The sequence below is a fragment of the Rathayibacter sp. AY1A3 genome (assembly GCF_002930975.1).
Classification (GTDB): Bacteria; Actinomycetota; Actinomycetes; order Actinomycetales; family Microbacteriaceae; genus Rathayibacter.
Genome location: NZ_PSTO01000004.1, coordinates 61,691 through 77,311, shown reverse-complemented (window position 1 = coordinate 77,311; position 15,621 = coordinate 61,691). Strand labels below are relative to the sequence as shown.

Sequence of the window (15,621 nt, the reverse complement as noted above, 5' to 3'; positions counted from 1 at the left end):
GACGGCACCGCATGAGCAAGCAGGACGGCACGGGGCGGCAGGTCACGACCGAGCCCTTCGACGACCCGCGCGCGAGCATCCTGCACATCGACATGGACGCGTTCTTCGCCTCCGTCGAGCTGCTCGACCGGCCGGATCTGCGCGGGAGGCCGGTCATCGTGGGCCACCACGGAGCGCGCTCCGTCGTCACAGCGGCGACGTACGAGGCGCGCCGCTACGGCGTCAACTCGGCGATGCCCATGGCGGTCGCCCTCCGCCGCTGCCCGCAGGCCGTGGTCCTCGAGCCGCACATGGAGCGCTACCGCGAGGCCTCTCGCCGCGTCATGGCGATCTTCGACTCCTTCACGCCGCTGGTCGAGCGTCTGAGCATCGACGAGGCGTTCCTCGACGTCGCGGGTGCCCGCCGCATCTCGGGCTCACCGTTCGCGATCGGCACCGAGATCCGCCGCCGGGTGCACGCCGAGCTCGGGCTGACCTGCTCGGTCGGGATCGCCAGCACCAAGTTCGTCGCCAAGCTCGCCTCCGGCCGCTCCAAGCCCGACGGTCTGCTGGTCGTCCCCGCCGACGGCGTCCGCGAGTTCCTCGATCCGCTGCCCGTGAGCGCGCTGTGGGGAGTCGGCGCGAGCACGGAGGAGGCGCTTCTGCGCCGCGGTCTGCGCACCGTCGCCGACGTCGCGACCACCCCGCTGCCGTCGATGGTGTCCGCCCTCGGCGAGGCGACCGGGAGGCGCCTGCACGCCCTGGCGAACGGGGTGGATCCGCGGCCGGTCGACACCCGCCAGATCGAGAAGAGCGCCGGACACGAGATCACGTTCGCCGATGACGTGGCCGACCCCGAGCTCGTCCGTCGTGAGCTGCTGCGGCTCTGCGACAAGGTCGCCGTGCGGATGCGCCGCTCGGGAGTGCGCTGCCGCACCGTCGCGGTGAAGGTCCGCTTCGGCGACTTCAGCACCCTCACCCGCTCCCGCACGCTCGTCGAGGCGACGGACGTGGCCCGCGTCCTCTACGAGGCCTCCTCCGCGCTCCTCGAGGCGGCCAACCCGATGCGGCGGCCCGTGCGGCTGATCGGCGTGCGCGGCGAGCAGCTCGTCGAGGGCGACGACGTCGCGTTCTCCCTGTGGAGCGACTCCGACGACTGGCGCGACGCGGAGCTCGCGGTCGACGGCGTGGCCGCCCGCTTCGGCTCCGGGGCCGTGCGTCCCGCCTCGCTCCTGTCCCGGTCGGCTCCCGAGTCGGCCAAGGGGATCGACCTCAGCGACACGCTCGCTACGCGGAACCGATCGTCAGACTGATCGGGCGGTGGTCGGAGCCGTTCGGCGGCAGGACCGCGACGGTCGCGGCGGTGACGCCGTCGGCGAGCGCGTGGTCGAGCGAGACGAGCGGCAGCAGGGACGGCCAGGTCGCCGGGAAGCCGACTCCGCCCGTGCGGACGAGGCCCGCCTCCGCCAGCACCGGAGCGAACAGGTGGTCGTCCGTCGGCGTGTTGAAATCGCCGATGACCAGCGTCCGCTCCGACTCGTCGTCTCGGAGAGCGGTGGCGAGGTTCGAGAGCATGGTGTCCCGCTCCTCGTGGTCGCCCGGCCGGAACGAGGCCAGGTGCACCACGAACAGGCGAGCGCTGCCGACCGGTGTGTCGACGTCGACGGCGAGCGCGCGCTCCCAGCCGAGACCGAGGTCGAGCGGCTCCTCGTCGGTCAGCTCGGTCCGGCTCCAGACGCCGACGGTGCTCGAGACGGACGAGTACGGGTACTCGTCGGCCAGCTCGGCGTCGACCGCGTCCACGGCGTCTCCGTCGAGCTCCTGCAGCGCGATCACGTCGGGGCCGCGGGCGGCGAGCGAGGCGGCGAGCCCACCGGCGTCGCCGCTCGTCTCGATGTTCTGGCTGACGACGGTGAACGAGCCGGAGCGCACGGCCGGCGCCGGCAGTGCGACCGGCAGCACCAGCACGCCGTAGACCATCGCCAGCACGGTGACCGCGGCCGCCGTCCGGCGCGACCGGAGGGCCGCCGCGGCCGCGATGAGGAGCAGCACGAGCAGCCCCGTCCAGGGGATCCCGACCTCGAGGACCGACAGCCAGCCGATCGGATCGGGCAGCGCGCGGTGGAAGGCGAGGAAGGCGGCGAGCACGAGGCTCGCGACCGCCACCGCGGCCGAGCGCACGGGGCGGCGGCGGCGGGTGCGGGCGGACATCCGTCGATCATGGCAGCAGGTCCCCGGAGGTCCATGGACGAGTCCTGTGCGCCCCGGCGGGCCGCTTGTCGCCGCGGAGAGCCGCGGAGTACCGTCGCACCATGCCCAACATCGCAGTCTCCCTGGCCGACACCGTCACCACCGCGGGTACCGCGACGATCTACGGCGAGCCCGTCACCGTCGACGGCGTCTCGCTCGTCCCCGTCGCCCTCCGCTGGTTCGGCTTCGGCGGAGGCAGCGGCTCCGAGGACGGCCAGGAGGGCGGCGGCGGAGGCGGCGGCGCCACGGTCATCCCGATCGGCGCGTACATCAAGGACGACCTCGGCCTGCGGTTCCAGCCGAACGTTATCTCGGTCCTCGCCGTCGGCATCCCCTTCGTGTGGGTGACCGGCAAGGCCCTCGCGCGCATCATCCGCGCCCTCAAGAAGTAGCCGGAGCGGCCCCGCGTCAGCTGGCGCGCTGCTGGCGCGCGGGGTACCACTTCTTCTTCGTCCGGCCGAAGCCGACGATCAGACGCTCGGCGTCGTCCGGCCGGCGGGGGTCGTAGATCACCGCGGCGGGCTCACCGGCCATCCACGCGTCCCCCCGCTTCAGCGGGTACTTCTGCGCGCGCTTCTCCACACCCTCGGCGGTCCGGTAGACGACCAGGAGCCTGCCCAGATCCCGTGCCGAATCGCGATCGCCGCGTGCCGGATCCGGCCCGACGACGCGCGCGGGCACCCGCGTGCCGTAGCTGAGCAGCTCGCGGCGGATCCGCGCACGGCGCTGCCAGAGCAGAGCCTGCAGCAGGACGATCAGCAGCACGGCCAGGACGACGACCACCGACCACGACATGACGTCTATGATTGCCGACGAACACGGGAGTCCGGTGCACCGGGCTGAGAGGAAGGCAGCAGCCTTCGACCGTCGAACCTGATCTGGGTCATGCCAGCGAAGGAACGTTTCGATCTCCTCTTACCAACCCGTGCCCTCCATTCGCTTCCACGAAAGGGCACGTCAGTGCAGAACACGAACGCGCAGAACACGAACGCGCAGAACACGAACGCGCAGAACCACACCTCCTCCGCCCCGGCCCGGCGCGATCTGCGCTGGCGGGTCGTCGACATCGTGGTGGCGAGCGTCGTCGCCGTTGCGAGCGGGATCGTCTTCTGGGCCTGGGGCCTGGCGACGAACGTCCTCGGCCTCGCCTTCGAGTTCCTGCCCGGGCTCGGCGGGCTCCTCGGCGGCGGCTGGCTCTTCGCCGGCGTCCTCGGCGGCTTGATCATCCGCAAGCCCGGAGCCGCGCTCTACACCGAGCTGGTCGCCGCGGCCGTGTCGGCTCTGATCGGCACCCAGTGGGGCTTCACCGTGCTGATCTCCGGACTCGTGCAGGGACTCGGCGCGGAGATCGTCCTGGCGCTCTTCCTCTACCGCAGCGGCCGTCCGCTCGTCGCGATGCTGGCCGGTGCCGGTGCCGGGCTGGCCCTCGCGATCAACGACCTGCTGTCGTACTACGCCGTCAACGACGTGCTCTTCAAGACCGTCTACGTCGCCTCCTCGATCGTCTCGGGCGCGCTCCTGGCCGGGCTGCTGTCCTGGTTCGCGGTGCGGGGGCTCGCGGCCTCGGGAGCGCTGGACCGCTTCGCCTCCGGGCGCGAGGGCCGGACGGTCGAGGGAGCCGGCGCGGGCGCTCGATGAGCGGCGCCTCCGTCCGGGCGCGGGGCTGGAGCTGGCGGCACGCGGGACGCTCCCGCGACGCCCTCTCCGGCCTCGATCTCGCGCTGGAGCTGGGGGAGCGCGTGCTGCTCCTCGGCCCCTCCGGCGCGGGAAAGAGCACGCTGCTGCACGCCCTGGCCGGCGTCCTCGGCGGGGAGGAGGACGGCTCCGCGGCGGGCGAGCTCGAGATCGACGGAGCCGCGCCGCTCACCCGGCGCGGTGTCGCGGGGCTCGTGCTGCAGGATCCGGACACTCAGGCGGTCCTGGCGCGGGTCGGCGACGACGTCGCGTTCGCCTGCGAGAACCTCGGCGTGCCGCGCGAGGAGATCCCCGCGCGGGTGCGGGAGGCACTCGGCGACGTCGGGCTCGACGTGCCGTTGGACCACTCCACCTCGGCGCTCTCGGGAGGGCAGAAGCAGAGGCTCGCCCTGGCAGGTGTGCTCGCCATGCGTCCGCGGCTCCTGCTCCTCGACGAGCCCACCGCCAACCTCGATCCGGACGGCGTGCGCGAGGTGCGGGCGGCGGTGGAGCGCACGGCCGCCCGCACGGGGGCGACGCTGATCGTCGTCGAGCACCGGGTCGACGTGTGGGTCGGCCTCGTCGACCGGGTCGTGGTGCTCGGGCGGGACGGCGCGGTCGTCGCCGACGGCGCTCCGGTCGAGGTCCTCGATCGGGCGCACGACGTGCTCCGCGCCTCCGGCGTCTGGCTGCCCGGTGACACCCCCGCCCGGCGCGGGGCGAGCGTGCTGCCCTCGCCCGCCGCCCTGAGCGCGCACGACCTCGCCATCGGCCGGCCCGTCCTCGGGCGCCGCCGCTCGACCATCGTGGCCTCGGGGCTCGAGCTCGCCGTCGACTCCGCGCGGGCCACGGCCGTGCTGGGACCCAACGGCGCGGGGAAGTCGACCCTCGCGCTCACGCTGGCCGGTCTCCTGCCGCCGGTCGCGGGGCGGGTGACCGCCTCCGAGTCGCTCCGCGCCGGTGCGGGCCCCGAGCCGATCCGCTGGACCTCGGCTCAGCTCGCCGGACGGATCGCGATGGTGTTCCAGGAGCCGGAGCACCAGTTCCTCACCGCTCGCGTGCGCGCCGAGCTCGCGCTGGGCGCCCGCGACGAGACGGAGCGGCATCGGGCGGAGGAGCTCCTGGAGCGCCTCGGCCTCGCGCACCTCGCCGACGCCAATCCGTTCACCCTCTCCGGAGGCGAGAAGCGGCGCCTGGCCGTCGCGTCCGCCCTCACCCGGTCGCCGTCCGTGCTCGTCCTCGACGAGCCGACGTTCGGGCAGGACCGCCTGACCTGGGAGGTGCTCGTCGACCTCCTCGCCGAGCAGCGCGACGCGGGCACGGCGGTGCTCGCCGTCACCCACGACGAGGCGCTGGTCGCCGCCCTCGCCGACTCGGTCGTCACCCTCGGCGCCCGCGAGGCGGTGTCGGGATGACGCTCCTCGACTCCGTTCCCGCGCGCAGCCGGATCGCCCGGGCCAACCCGGTCGCCAAGCTCCTCGCCAGCCTGGTCATCGCGTTCGCGCTCCTCCTCACGGTCGATGCGGTCTCCGCGGCGACGGCGCTGGCGCTCGAGCTGCTGGTTCTGCCCTTCGCGGGGCTCCGGGCGGGTGAGCTCGTGCGGCGGACGGCTCCCGTCTGGATCGCGGCTCCGCTCGCCGGCCTCTCGACAGTCCTCTACGGGCGTGACAGCGGCGCCGTCTACGCGGAGTTCCTCATCGTCTCGGTCACAGAGGGATCCGTCGCCCTCGGGCTGGCCATCGCGCTGCGCGTCCTGGCGATCGGACTGCCGAGCGTGGTCCTCATCGCCACCACCGACCCGACGGACCTGGCGGACGGCCTCGCGCAGATCCTGCGCCTGCCCTCGCGCTTCGTGCTCGGCGCTCTCGCCGGCATGCGGCTCGTCGGTCTGCTCGTCGACGACTGGCGCACCCTGTCGATGGCCCGCCGGGCCCGTGGGGTCGCCGACGGCCGCGGGCCCGTCGAGGTGCTCCGCAGCCTCGCGGCCCGCACGTTCTCGCTGCTCGTGCTGGCCATCCGGCGGGGGAGCAGGCTCGCGACGGCGATGGAGGCGAAGGGCTTCGGCTCCGGCGTCCCGCGCACCTGGGCGCGGCAGTCGCGCCTCGGAGCCGGCGACCTCCTGCTGCTCGCGGGCGGAGTGCTGATCGCTGCCGTCGCCGTGACCGCCGCCGTCGTCACCGGCTCCTGGAGCTTCGTCCTGCATGGCTGAGCGGATCCTGCCGCTGACGGATCACACGGCGGGCGACCTCGCCCGCTCCGTGATCGCGCGGCGGCGTCGGACGGTGCTGCTGGACGGACCGAGCGGCTCCGGCAAGTCGACGTTCGCGCGCGCGCTGGTCGAGCAGCTCCGTCTCGCGCCGGCGGCACCGTCGGTCGCGCTCGTGCGGATGGACGACCTCTACCCCGGCTGGACGGGCCTGGACCGGGCGTCGCGGGAGACGGCCGGGACGCTCGTCCGCCCCCACGGCCTCGGCCTCGCGGCGCACTGGCGGCCCTGGAACTGGGCCGCGGGGACGACGGCCGGGCGCCGCGTCGTCCGCGAGACGCTTCTCGTGCTCGAGGGCTGCGGGTCGGCCGGCGCCGCCGCGCGCCGCTACGCCGATCTGGTGGTCTGGCTCGAGGCCGACGACGAGGTGCGGCGCGTGCGCGCGCTCGAGCGCGACGGCGAGCTCTTCGCTCCGCACTGGGACGCCTGGGACCGCGACTTCCGCTCCTACTGCGCTCGGGAGCGGCCCCGGGAGAACGCCGACCTCGTGCTGGACACGGGCGGCGGGGGAGCGGTGCGCGGCTGAGGGGTCCCCTCCGAGCGCGGCGACGCGCGGATGCCGGTGAGAGGCTCGCCCTCGGCGGTGATCAGGCCCAGCCGAGCTCGTGCAGCCGGTCGTCGTCGATGCCGTAGAAGTGGGCGATCTCGTGGACGAGCGTGACGTGGATCTCGTCGCGCAGCGCGTCCAGATCGTCGCACGCGGCGAGGTGCGGCTCGCGGAACAGCACGATGCGGTCGGGCATCTCGCCGAAGCCGTAGCGCTCGCGCTCGGTGAGGGCGACGCCGTCGTAGTAGCCGAGCAGATCCAGGGTCCCGTCCTCGGGCCGGTCCTCCACGACGAACACGACGTTGTCGAGCCCGTCGACCATGTCGTCCGGGAGCGCGTCGAGCTCGGAGATCACCAGGGCTTCGAAGGCGTCCTCGTCCAGCTCGAGCATCCGGGACCTCTCTGCGTCGGCGATCGCTGCCGGTCGCCGGATGTGCGAAGAGGCCCGGAGTCGGAACTCCGGGCCTCTTCCGCTGCATGCACAGCCACTGGGGTGAGTAACGGGGCTCGAACCCGCGACCTCCTAGACCACAACCAGGCGCTCTGCCAACTGAGCTATACCCACCAGGAGCGTGTTCCGGCGGGGTGACCCGCCGAAGCAACTGTACGAGAGTACTACATCCGCGAGGCGAACTCGTCCACGACGGCGGCCGACACGGCCTGCACCTCGGCGGTGCTCGGCCCCGGCTGCTCCACGAACACGGCACGGCGGTAGTACTGCAGCTCGCGGATGCTCTCGAGGATGTCGGCGAGAGCGCGGTGTCCGCCGTGCTTCTTGGGCGCGTTGAAGTAGATGCGCGGGAACCAGCGCCGTGCCAGCTCCTTGATCGTGCTGACATCGACGTTGCGGTAGTGCAGGTGGCCGTCGAGGCGCGGCATGAACTTCGCGAGGAAGGCGCGGTCGGTGCCGATCGAGTTGCCGGCGAGGGGGGCCTGCTGCTCGGCCGGGACGTGCTTCAGCACGTACTCCAGCACCTCGTACTCGGCCTCCGCGACGCTGACGCCGGAGGGGATCTCGACCAGCAGGCCGGAGGTCTCGTGCATCGACCGGACGAAGTCGCCCATGTTCTCGAGCGCGGTCGCGTCGGGCCGGATGACGAGGGAGAGCCCCTCGTCGAGCGGGTTCAGCTCGAAGTCGGTGACGACGACGGCGATCTCGACGAGCTCGTCGACGGAGAGGTCGAGCCCCGTCATCTCGCAGTCGATCCAGACAAGACGGTCGGGGGCGCTACTCATGCGGGGCAGTCTATCGGCGGCCGCCGACACCCGGTCCGGCCGCCTCGCTCCTCCTACACTGGACCCTCGTGATCACGCTCGCCTGCTGCCTCCTCATCGTCAACGCCGTGTGGAACGCGATCGTCTGGCCGCCCTTCCTCCGCCGCGTCCGCAAGGACCCGCGGGCGCGCGACGCGGACGGCCGCGCGACGACCTTCCTCCGCGTGCACACGGTCCTCATCGGCGTGTCGCTCGCCCTCGCCGTGGTCTCCCTGGTCGTGGGAGTGCTGGGACTCGTCCGGGGCGCCTAGGCCCCGGCGGGCGCGGCCCCTGCGCTTCGGTATCGTGGTCGGAGTCCGCCCCCGTAGCTCAGCGGATAGAGCAGGAGCCTTCTAATCTCTTGGTCGCAGGTTCGATTCCTGCCGGGGGCACCATCGGATCGGGAGCGCGCCGGTCGCCGTCCCTAGTCTTGTCCCGGTGGCGTGCGGATCAGCGTCGACGCCTCGCGCCCGTCCTTCGACCGCGTCGCGGCCTCTCCTCGAGCGGCGCTGCGCTCCTCCGAGGAGTGACGCCCGGCACCCACGGGGTTTTCCTCCGCTCCGGTGACCCTCGGACGAGGACTCGCGGTCGCTGCACCCGTAACACACCGGCAAATCGGAGGCAACACCGGCGTGTTTCCCACCCGATGTCGTTTGAGTGTCATTGAGGCACCTAGTCTTGGGGTGTCCGGAATTACAACGACGTAACGAACGGAGGTACGACCATGCTGCTCCTCGCCATCCTCGGTGGAATCGCCGTCGCGTGGACGATCGTCGCGGCGCCCCTCGCCGTACTGGTCGGCCGAGTCGCCCGTGCACGTGATGCACACAGCTAGTCAGTACACGCACCGCCCGCACCACGGAGAAGGCCCCGATCGCACTCGCGATCGGGGCCTTCTTCTCGTAATCGGGAGCACTCAGACCGAGCTGCGCTCCTGGCCTCGGTCGTCGTCCGAGGCGGACCGCTCGAACCGGGCCTCGTCCGCCCGGACGACCGCCTCGTCGTCGGCCGGCACGTCGTCGCGGTCTCCGTCGGCCGGAGCCGACGGCGTCGCGTCGTGCTCCGCGTCCGGCTGCGGCTCGGCGGCAGGAGCCGAGCGCTGCGGGTCGACGGGCGGCAGCTCCTCCACGGGACGCTCGCGCGACGGCACCTCCAGGCGGTCGACGTCGGCGAGCAGGCGGCGGGTCTCCTCCTGCGAGGCGTCCCCGGCCGACGCGGGGAGGACGATCGTGGGCGTCTGCGGGGCTGCAGAGCCGGAGGCGGAGCCCGCGCCGACGACGACCGGTGCGACGGCGGTCGGTGCGGCGGCCGGGGGAGCGGTGCGCTGGGGAGCGGCCTCGGCGGTGCTCGCGGCCCGATCGGACGACGGAGCGGACTCGGCGGAGCGGTCTCGACCCGTCTCCGAGAAGCGCCAGCGCTCGAGGTCGGCGAGGAAGGCCTTCCGGGCGCGCCCGGGCTTGTCCCGCCACTGCACGAGGCGGTCGCGGAACTCGCCCACGCTCGCCTGCGTCTGGTAGCCGCCGGTGCTCGACGTGTGCTTCAGCTCGGCGAGCTCGTGAGCGGCCCAGTTGGCCGCGACTCCGGAGCCCTTGACGGGCAGGAGGCGCAGGTGCGTCTCGGCCTGCGCGGACGCGCGGTCGCTGAGGACGCGCTCCGGGCTGCTGAGGACGTTCCAGGCCGAGGCGTCGACCGCGGCGTCGACGAGCGTCGCGATGACCGCGTTCTTCCGCTCGTGATCCTGCTGACGGATGAGGCGCGCGATGGACGCTCGGAAGACGGAGGCGATCACGATCGCTCCGCCCACCACGGCCAGCAGGACCACAGCGGCCGTGAAGACCGCCTGGTGCCCGTCGCTCGTGCGGATCCAGGACATGAACTCGTTCCACCACTGCATGGGGCGAACGCTATCCGGGGCGGTCGCCGCGGCCCGGTCGGCACGCCGCCGACCGGGCGGATCGGCGCGTCAGGCGACGCGGAAGACCTCGATCGCGTCGTCGACGCTCCAGAACTCGCCGAGCTCGGCGCCGGCGGGCATGCCCGCCCGCAGCAGCCGGGCGCGGTACCGCTCGCCGAGCGGATCCTCGACCAGCTCGATGTGACCGACCACGGCGCCCGAGCCGGTGCTCACGCGCCACAGCCGGGCGTTGACCCGGGTGAGCGTCGGCGGGGTGCGGGTGGCGTGCAGCGTGGACAGGGACATCGGTTCCTCCTGCTCGAGTCTCGGAGCACCCACCGGCCGAGTGCTGTCGCAGACTACGGCCGACCACCGACAGCCCCGCCGGGGCGTCAGCGCAGGGTCGTGCCGTGCACCGCGAACTCCTCGATCGCGTCGATCTCCTCCTGCGAGAGGGGGCCGGCGTCCAGCGCGGCGACGTTCTGCTCGAGCTGCGCGACGCTCGACGCGCCGATGATGGCGCTCGTGACGGTGGGCACCCGGAGCACCCAGCTCAGGGCGAGCTGGGCCAGCGACTGGCCGCGCTGCTGCGCGATCGCGTTCAGGCCGCGGGCGCGCGTCAGGTACGCCTCGTCGATCCGGTCGGAGGAGAGGAAGCGCGACGTCGCCGCACGGGACCCCTCCGGCACGGTGCCGTCGAGGTAGCGGTCCGTCAGGAGCCCCTGCGCCAGCGGCGAGAAGACGATGCAGCCGGTGCCGAGCTCGTCGAGCACGGGGAAGAGGCCGTCCTCGGGTCCGCGGTCGAAGAGCGAGTAGCGGGGCTGGTGCAGGAGGAGCGGCACTCCGCTGCCCGCCAGTGCCGCCTGCGCGGCCCGGGTCTGCTCGGGCGAGTAGTTCGAGATGCCGGCGTAGAGCGCCTTGCCCGACTCCACCGCCGAGACGAGAGCGCCCATGGTCTCCTCGATCGGAGTCTCCGGGTCCGGCCGGTGCGAGTAGAAGACGTCCACGTAGTCGACGCCGATCCGCTGCAGGCTCTGGTCGAGCGAGGAGAGCAGGTACTTGCGCGAGCCGCCGTCCCCGTACGGGCCGGGCCACATGTCGTATCCGGCCTTGGACGAGATGACGATCTCGTCGCGGTACGGGCGGAGGTCCTCCGCGAGGATGCGGCCGAAGGCCGTCTCGGCGGCGCCGTAGGGCGGTCCGTAGTTGTTCGCGAGGTCGAAGTGTGTGACGCCCAGGTCGAACGCGCGGCGGAGGATCGCGCGCTGCGTGTCGAGGGAGCGGTCGGATCCGAAGTTGTGCCAGAGGCCCAGCGACAGGGCGGGCAGCAGCAGGCCGCTCCGTCCGGTGCGTCGGTAGTCCATGCGGTCGTAGCGGGCGGGGGCGGCGTCGTAGCTCACGCCGCGACTCTATTGCAGGGGGCGGATCCGCGGAATGCAGGGGGCGGTGAGCGTGTTGGACCGACTGACGCCTCCGGCACCCCGGACGCGTCGACGCGACAGGAAGTGAGTCACACGCAATGCGCACATTCGTACTCGCCGGAGGATGCTTCTGGTGTCTGGACGCCGTCTACCGCGTCCTCGACGGCGTGACCGACGTCGTCTCCGGCTACACCGGCGGCCGCACGACCGAGCCCGACTACGAGGACGTCTGCTCCGGGCGCACCGGCCACGCCGAGGCCGTCGCCGTCACCTTCGACCCCGAGGTCATCCCCGAGCAGGTCGTCCTCGACGTCTTCTTCACCCTGCACGACCCGCGACAGCTGAACCGCCAGGGCAACGACGTCGGCACGCAGTACCGCTCGGCGATGTTCTACTCCTCCGACGAGGAGAAGGAGCTGTTCGAGACCGCGCGCGACCGTGCGTCCGAGTGGTGGGACGGCCCGATCGTCACCGAGATCTCGCCGCTGGGCGTCTACTACCCCGCCGAGGACTACCACCAGGACTTCTTCGCGAAGAACCCGGGCCAGGGCTACTGCATGGCCGTCGCACTGCCCAAGGTGAACAAGATCCGCAAGTCCTACTCGAGGTACATCACCGCGTCGTAACGCTCCTCCACAGGGGACGATCCGCTCGTCCTCTCCCCAGAAGGGCCCGCCTCCACCTCGGAGGCGGGCCCTTCGTCGCGACACTGGCCCCGCGGCGCCCGAGCGGTACCAGCCCCCTCCGCCCGGGCGCCGTGCCCGTCGCAGCCGTGGCGGGGCAGGAGTAGAGAGGACACGACCATGACCGACACCCTGACCGTCATCGGGACCATCGGCACCGAGCCCCGGAGCATCGACACCTCCAGCGGCACCGCGATGACCAGCTTCCGGCTCGCCTCGACGCAGCGGCGCTACGACCGCTCGGAGCAGCGCTGGGTCGACGTCTCGACCAACTGGTACACCGTCACCGCGTTCAACGGCCTGGCCGGCAACGCGCTGTCCTCCCTGTCGCGCGGCGACCGGATCCTCGTCACCGGGCGGCTCGGGGTGAGGGCCTGGGAGGCGGGAGGCAAGGCCGGTACGGATGTGGTCCTCACGGCCGAGGGCATCGGGCACGACCTCGCCTGGGGGACCAGCAGCTTCACGAAGACCGTCGGGCGCGCCTCTGCTCCCGCCCCTGCCGCCGAGCCCGCGTGGAGCGAGGAGGCGCTGCGCGAGGGCGCCGCGGCGGGGGACTGGGGCGCGTCGGGCCATGACCGCGGTGATGCCGCGCCCGAGCCGCCGGTGGCGGCGGGCGTCGGCGGAGGCGCTCCCGGTCTCTCGGTAGGATCCGGGGAGACCCCGTTCTGATCCGGGGGACCGGAGCGAGAGCCGTCCCGGTCGGGAGGAGCCGGGCGTGACACGGAACCGAGCGGCCCGCATCGCGCTCGTGCTCGGCGGTCTCGCCGTCTGCCTCTCCGGCTGCACGTCGCCGTCGGCGCCGGACCCCGTGGTGTCCTCCTCCGCGGCCGAGGCGCCGGCACCGGCGGAGTCCGCCGCACCCGTCGCCTTCGTGCCGGGCGGGACGACGGAGCAGAACCTCCCCGTGTTCGAGCAGACCCTTCGCGCGGCGGCCGAGCCCGATCCGGAGGTGAGCGGCTCCAGCGTGGTCGACGCGCTCGTCGCGGCGGGGTTCTCCCGCGAGTCGATGCAGCTGACAGCGGACGAGACCTCGGTCGGACTCGACGCGGACTCGGTGCAGGTCTCCGTCAAGCTCGGGGAGTCGTGCCTCATCGGCCAGTACGGCCCGAAGAGCGGCGGGGTGCGGGCGGTGATCGCGGCACCGATCGCGACCGGCGCCTGCCTGGTCGGCCGGACCGTCCCGATCCAGGGCTGACGCGCCGGCCTCGACCGGGAACCGCTCCGCCATGCGCCCCGGTCGGGGTCCGGAAGGGCGAAAGGATCCTCGACAAGCCCCCTCGCCCGTCGAGCCCGAGAGAGCCCGGAATTTACCCGTCGCTCCAGCAGGACCACTCCGACCGGTGCGGATCCGAGCGTGAGCACAGCCTCGTGCGGGCGGACCGGTCGACGATCCCGGTGGTCGGCGGCGCCCTCCCCTCCCCGGGACGCCGCTCAGCACGGTTAGGCTGCCCTGACCGACACGTGTGCCCCAGCGCGGGCACCGCGACGGACGTGCCGACGGGAGTGCTCGGCACGAGGACCACGACGAGGGGGAACTCGCCATGACCACATCCCGACCGCAGACGACGACGCGAGCGAGGTGGAGGCGCACCGCCATCGCGGTCGCGAGCACGGCAGCCGTCGTCCTCGGAGTGACGACAGGAGCCGGAGCGGCCGCCGCCGCGGAGAGCCGGATGGTCGCGCTGACGAGTCCCTACAACTGGTCGACCACCGAGACGTTCTCGGCCGCCCAGATCAGTCCCGTCGCGGGCGACGTCACCGGTCTCGACGTCACGCTCTCCGACTCCGCTCGGCCGACGGGTTCCTATCCGGCGTTCACGACCTACAACTGGGCGATCGGTGACTACGACCTCGCCGGGTCGGCGAAGCTCGCGTCCGGGAGCCGCAGCTTCCGCATCGACCTGAAGCAGCCCCTCGCCTCGTTCGGCAGTGGAACCGTCGCCCTCCAGATCACGGCGCAGAAGCAGCCGATCAAGAACCCCCGGGAGCCGATCGGCCAGCCGGTCGACAGCGGCTACGAGCTGACCACGTCGGCCACCCTCTCCGTCGCCGGAGCCTCCGGCAGCGGCGGCGTCGGCGGGGTCGACCTCAGGGGGACCGCGCAGACGCTCCAGCGCAGCGCCGCCTACTTCGCCTACAGCAACGCCGCTGAGGTGCCGGACGTGAAGGGCGGCGACACCGTCGTCCTCGAGTCCAACCAGCCCGGCTTCTACGACCTCCAGGGGCTCGCCGCCTACGTCGGTCCCAGCAGGACCGAGCGGATCCCCGCCCAGGTGGTCGCGGACAACGATCAGTCCAAGGTCACCGTGACGATCCCGTCCAGCGCCTACGACGCCTACAAGGACCGCGTGAGCAGCCTGCTCCAGGTCACCGGCATCAGCAACGGCAGGGTGGAGCAGCCCCGCGGAGCGACCATCACGTCGGACGCCGCGGTCCGTGTGACGGGAAGCGGAGCCACCACCCCGCCGGTCACGCCGTCCCCGACGGCCACCGCGACCACCCCGCCGGTCACGCCGACCCCGACCACTCCTCCGGTCACGCCCACGCCGACCGCAACGCCGACGGCCCCGCCCGCCGGCTCGCCGGCCGTCTCGCGCATCTCGGGCACCGACCGTCAGGGCACCGCGGTCGAGGTGTCCAAGCGCACCTTCCCGGCGAACGTCCCCGTCGTCTACGTCGCCACTGGGCAGAACTTCCCGGACGCGCTCAGCGCCGGACCCGCCGCGGCCAAGGCGGGCGGGCCGCTGCTCCTGGTCGACCGCGACTCGATGAGCCAGGTCGTCCGCACCGAGCTGACGCGTCTCAAGCCCGCGAAGATCGTCGTCGTCGGCTCCGAGCTCAGCGTCGGCAGCCAGGTCTACAACGACCTGGCCGGGTACGCGACGAACAGGAACATCACGCGCCTCGGCGGAGTCGACCGCTACGACACCTCGAAGAAGATCCTGCAGTACGCCTTCCCCACCGGCTCCTCGAGGGCCTGGCTGGCGACGGGCGAGAAGTTCCCCGACGCTCTGAGCGCCAGCGCCGCGGCCGGCGCGAAGGATGCTCCGGTGGTGCTGACCAACGGAACCGGCTCCACGGTGGACCCCCTCACCCAGCAGATCATCAGCGGCCTCAAGATCAGGACGCTGACCATCGCGGGCTCCTCGCTCTCGGTCAGCGCCGGCATCGAGCGCTCGATCACGGGCCCGGTGATCACCCGCATCGGCGGGACCGACCGGTACGACACCTCGGAGAAGCTGAACAAGGCGGCCTTCACCTCGGCGAATACCGTCTACCTCGCGACCGGTGAGAAGTTCCCCGACGCCCTGGCCGGAGCCACGGCGGCGGGCTACACCGGGAGCCCGCTCTTCGCGGTCCAGCCCACCTGCGTGCCCCGGGCGGTCCTCGCCGACATCTCCGCGTCCAAGGCGACGCAGGTGATCCTGCTCGGCAGCACGGACACGCTGTCCGAGGCGGTGGAGCGCCTGACGCCCTGCAGCTGATCCGCACCGTCGTCCGCTGACGCGATCCGCCCTCCCCACCGGCCCGGCCGGAGCGGAGGGCGGTCCGCGTTCAGGCGCTCCCTCCGACGCGGACCGGCGAGTTCCCGTTATCCTCGACTGGTGCGGACGGTCCCGCGGCCTGCGCTCCGCGTCGGCCGGGGCCCGGCG

Annotated in this window: 18 protein-coding genes, 2 tRNA genes and 1 riboswitch; of the genes, 12 read left to right on the top strand and 8 right to left on the bottom strand. The window is 72.6% G+C overall.

Going from position 1 to position 15,621, the window contains the following annotated elements:
* The first annotated feature begins 11 nt into the window (after nucleotides 1-11).
* Nucleotides 12-1,292: a DNA polymerase IV gene (gene dinB / locus C5C10_RS03000; protein WP_104328466.1), complete on the top strand. Its 1,281-nt coding sequence runs from the start codon at nucleotides 12-14 to the stop codon at nucleotides 1,290-1,292.
* Here the strand turns inward: dinB and C5C10_RS02995 are convergent.
* The gene (locus C5C10_RS02995) at nucleotides 1,267-2,190 is read right to left on the bottom strand and encodes an endonuclease/exonuclease/phosphatase family protein (protein ID WP_104250548.1); all 924 of its coding nucleotides are present in this window, start codon (nucleotides 2,188-2,190) and stop codon (nucleotides 1,267-1,269) included. The genes dinB and C5C10_RS02995 overlap by 26 nt on opposite strands.
* Before the next feature lie 101 nt (nucleotides 2,191-2,291).
* On the opposite strand from C5C10_RS02995, the gene C5C10_RS02990 reads away from it, so the two are divergent.
* Nucleotides 2,292-2,621, top strand: a complete 330-nt coding sequence (locus C5C10_RS02990) for a hypothetical protein (RefSeq protein WP_104223724.1) — start codon at nucleotides 2,292-2,294, stop codon at nucleotides 2,619-2,621.
* A gap of 16 nt (nucleotides 2,622-2,637) precedes the next feature.
* Here C5C10_RS02990 and C5C10_RS02985 read toward each other — a convergent pair whose 3' ends face one another.
* The gene (locus C5C10_RS02985) at nucleotides 2,638-3,024 is read right to left on the bottom strand and encodes a DUF3592 domain-containing protein (protein WP_104223723.1); all 387 of its coding nucleotides are present in this window, start codon (nucleotides 3,022-3,024) and stop codon (nucleotides 2,638-2,640) included.
* A gap of 14 nt (nucleotides 3,025-3,038) precedes the next feature.
* Nucleotides 3,039-3,146: riboswitch (TPP riboswitch) on the top strand.
* Nucleotides 3,147-3,189: 43 nt separating this feature from the next.
* Between C5C10_RS02985 and C5C10_RS02980 the strand changes: the two genes are divergently transcribed.
* The 4 genes from C5C10_RS02980 to C5C10_RS02965 are packed head-to-tail and all read left to right on the top strand — an operon-like array spanning nucleotide 3,190 to nucleotide 6,695.
* A complete protein-coding gene (locus C5C10_RS02980) occupies nucleotides 3,190-3,867 on the top strand; it encodes an ECF transporter S component (RefSeq protein WP_104328465.1) in 678 nt (225 codons plus the stop codon).
* Nucleotides 3,864-5,318 carry an ABC transporter ATP-binding protein gene (locus tag C5C10_RS02975; RefSeq protein WP_104328464.1) on the top strand — a complete coding sequence of 485 codons (1,455 nt, stop codon included), beginning with the start codon at nucleotides 3,864-3,866 and terminating at the stop codon, nucleotides 5,316-5,318. The genes C5C10_RS02980 and C5C10_RS02975 overlap by 4 nt, the downstream gene beginning before the upstream one ends.
* Entirely contained in the window at nucleotides 5,315-6,112 is a 798-nt protein-coding gene (locus C5C10_RS02970; RefSeq protein ID WP_104328463.1) for an energy-coupling factor transporter transmembrane protein EcfT, read from the top strand. Before C5C10_RS02975 ends, C5C10_RS02970 begins: the two co-directional genes overlap by 4 nt.
* Complete coding sequence (locus C5C10_RS02965; RefSeq protein WP_219813228.1) at nucleotides 6,105-6,695, top strand: AAA family ATPase; 591 nt, start codon at nucleotides 6,105-6,107, stop codon at nucleotides 6,693-6,695. Before C5C10_RS02970 ends, C5C10_RS02965 begins: the two co-directional genes overlap by 8 nt.
* Before the next feature lie 61 nt (nucleotides 6,696-6,756).
* Here the strand turns inward: C5C10_RS02965 and C5C10_RS02960 are convergent, their stop codons facing one another.
* The 3 genes from C5C10_RS02960 to orn form a co-directional block, all read right to left on the bottom strand.
* On the bottom strand, nucleotides 6,757-7,107 hold the full coding sequence (locus tag C5C10_RS02960) for a metallopeptidase family protein (RefSeq protein WP_104223719.1): 351 nt from the start codon (nucleotides 7,105-7,107) through the stop codon (nucleotides 6,757-6,759).
* Nucleotides 7,108-7,205: 98 nt separating this feature from the next.
* Nucleotides 7,206-7,281: transfer RNA gene (locus tag C5C10_RS02955), tRNA-His, on the bottom strand.
* A gap of 50 nt (nucleotides 7,282-7,331) precedes the next feature.
* On the bottom strand, nucleotides 7,332-7,952 hold the full coding sequence (gene orn / locus C5C10_RS02950) for an oligoribonuclease (protein ID WP_104223718.1): 621 nt from the start codon (nucleotides 7,950-7,952) through the stop codon (nucleotides 7,332-7,334).
* Between the two features lie 68 nt (nucleotides 7,953-8,020).
* Between orn and C5C10_RS02945 the strand changes: the two genes are divergently transcribed.
* Both C5C10_RS02945 and C5C10_RS02940 read left to right on the top strand, forming a co-directional pair.
* Nucleotides 8,021-8,242, top strand: coding sequence for an SCO4848 family membrane protein (locus tag C5C10_RS02945; protein WP_104223717.1), 222 nt, complete (start codon nucleotides 8,021-8,023; stop codon nucleotides 8,240-8,242).
* Between the two features lie 47 nt (nucleotides 8,243-8,289).
* A tRNA-Arg gene (locus tag C5C10_RS02940) sits at nucleotides 8,290-8,365 on the top strand.
* 521 nt (nucleotides 8,366-8,886) lie between these two features.
* Here the strand turns inward: C5C10_RS02940 and C5C10_RS02935 are convergent.
* From C5C10_RS02935 to C5C10_RS02925, 3 genes are all read right to left on the bottom strand, one after another.
* Nucleotides 8,887-9,864 carry a hypothetical protein gene (locus tag C5C10_RS02935; RefSeq protein WP_104328462.1) on the bottom strand — a complete coding sequence of 326 codons (978 nt, stop codon included), beginning with the start codon at nucleotides 9,862-9,864 and terminating at the stop codon, nucleotides 8,887-8,889.
* 69 nt (nucleotides 9,865-9,933) lie between these two features.
* Nucleotides 9,934-10,170 (bottom strand): hypothetical protein, encoded by a 237-nt coding sequence (locus tag C5C10_RS02930; protein WP_104223715.1) that lies wholly within the window; start codon nucleotides 10,168-10,170, stop codon nucleotides 9,934-9,936.
* An 86-nt stretch (nucleotides 10,171-10,256) separates the two neighbouring features.
* Nucleotides 10,257-11,264 carry an aldo/keto reductase gene (locus C5C10_RS02925; protein ID WP_104223714.1) on the bottom strand — a complete coding sequence of 336 codons (1,008 nt, stop codon included), beginning with the start codon at nucleotides 11,262-11,264 and terminating at the stop codon, nucleotides 10,257-10,259.
* A gap of 119 nt (nucleotides 11,265-11,383) precedes the next feature.
* Here C5C10_RS02925 and msrA point away from each other — a divergent pair, with 119 nt between their 5' ends.
* The 4 genes from msrA to C5C10_RS02905 all read left to right on the top strand — a co-directional run bounded on the left by msrA (nucleotide 11,384) and on the right by C5C10_RS02905 (nucleotide 15,453).
* Nucleotides 11,384-11,911, top strand: a complete 528-nt coding sequence (gene msrA, locus C5C10_RS02920) for a peptide-methionine (S)-S-oxide reductase MsrA (protein WP_104223713.1) — start codon at nucleotides 11,384-11,386, stop codon at nucleotides 11,909-11,911.
* A 177-nt stretch (nucleotides 11,912-12,088) separates the two neighbouring features.
* Complete coding sequence (locus C5C10_RS02915; protein WP_104328461.1) at nucleotides 12,089-12,637, top strand: single-stranded DNA-binding protein; 549 nt, start codon at nucleotides 12,089-12,091, stop codon at nucleotides 12,635-12,637.
* A 46-nt stretch (nucleotides 12,638-12,683) separates the two neighbouring features.
* Complete coding sequence (locus tag C5C10_RS02910) at nucleotides 12,684-13,163, top strand: DUF6993 domain-containing protein (protein ID WP_104223710.1); 480 nt, start codon at nucleotides 12,684-12,686, stop codon at nucleotides 13,161-13,163.
* Nucleotides 13,164-13,509: 346 nt separating this feature from the next.
* Nucleotides 13,510-15,453: a cell wall-binding repeat-containing protein gene (locus C5C10_RS02905; protein WP_104328460.1), complete on the top strand. Its 1,944-nt coding sequence runs from the start codon at nucleotides 13,510-13,512 to the stop codon at nucleotides 15,451-15,453.
* Nucleotides 15,454-15,621: the final 168 nt, after the last annotated feature.

Coding starts and splice junctions, on each gene's coding strand:
- dinB (WP_104328466.1), top strand. CDS start 12: ATGAGCAAGCAGGACGGCACGGGGCGGCAGGTCACGACCGAGCCCTTC.
- C5C10_RS02995 (WP_104250548.1), bottom strand. CDS start 2,190: ATGTCCGCCCGCACCCGCCGCCGCCGCCCCGTGCGCTCGGCCGCGGTG.
- C5C10_RS02990 (WP_104223724.1), top strand. CDS start 2,292: ATGCCCAACATCGCAGTCTCCCTGGCCGACACCGTCACCACCGCGGGT.
- C5C10_RS02985 (WP_104223723.1), bottom strand. CDS start 3,024: ATGTCGTGGTCGGTGGTCGTCGTCCTGGCCGTGCTGCTGATCGTCCTG.
- C5C10_RS02975 (WP_104328464.1), top strand. CDS start 3,864: ATGAGCGGCGCCTCCGTCCGGGCGCGGGGCTGGAGCTGGCGGCACGCG.
- C5C10_RS02970 (WP_104328463.1), top strand. CDS start 5,315: ATGACGCTCCTCGACTCCGTTCCCGCGCGCAGCCGGATCGCCCGGGCC.
- C5C10_RS02965 (WP_219813228.1), top strand. CDS start 6,105: ATGGCTGAGCGGATCCTGCCGCTGACGGATCACACGGCGGGCGACCTC.
- C5C10_RS02960 (WP_104223719.1), bottom strand. CDS start 7,107: ATGCTCGAGCTGGACGAGGACGCCTTCGAAGCCCTGGTGATCTCCGAG.
- orn (WP_104223718.1), bottom strand. CDS start 7,952: ATGAGTAGCGCCCCCGACCGTCTTGTCTGGATCGACTGCGAGATGACG.
- C5C10_RS02935 (WP_104328462.1), bottom strand. CDS start 9,864: ATGCAGTGGTGGAACGAGTTCATGTCCTGGATCCGCACGAGCGACGGG.
- C5C10_RS02930 (WP_104223715.1), bottom strand. CDS start 10,170: ATGTCCCTGTCCACGCTGCACGCCACCCGCACCCCGCCGACGCTCACC.
- msrA (WP_104223713.1), top strand. CDS start 11,384: ATGCGCACATTCGTACTCGCCGGAGGATGCTTCTGGTGTCTGGACGCC.
- C5C10_RS02915 (WP_104328461.1), top strand. CDS start 12,089: ATGACCGACACCCTGACCGTCATCGGGACCATCGGCACCGAGCCCCGG.
- C5C10_RS02905 (WP_104328460.1), top strand. CDS start 13,510: ATGACCACATCCCGACCGCAGACGACGACGCGAGCGAGGTGGAGGCGC.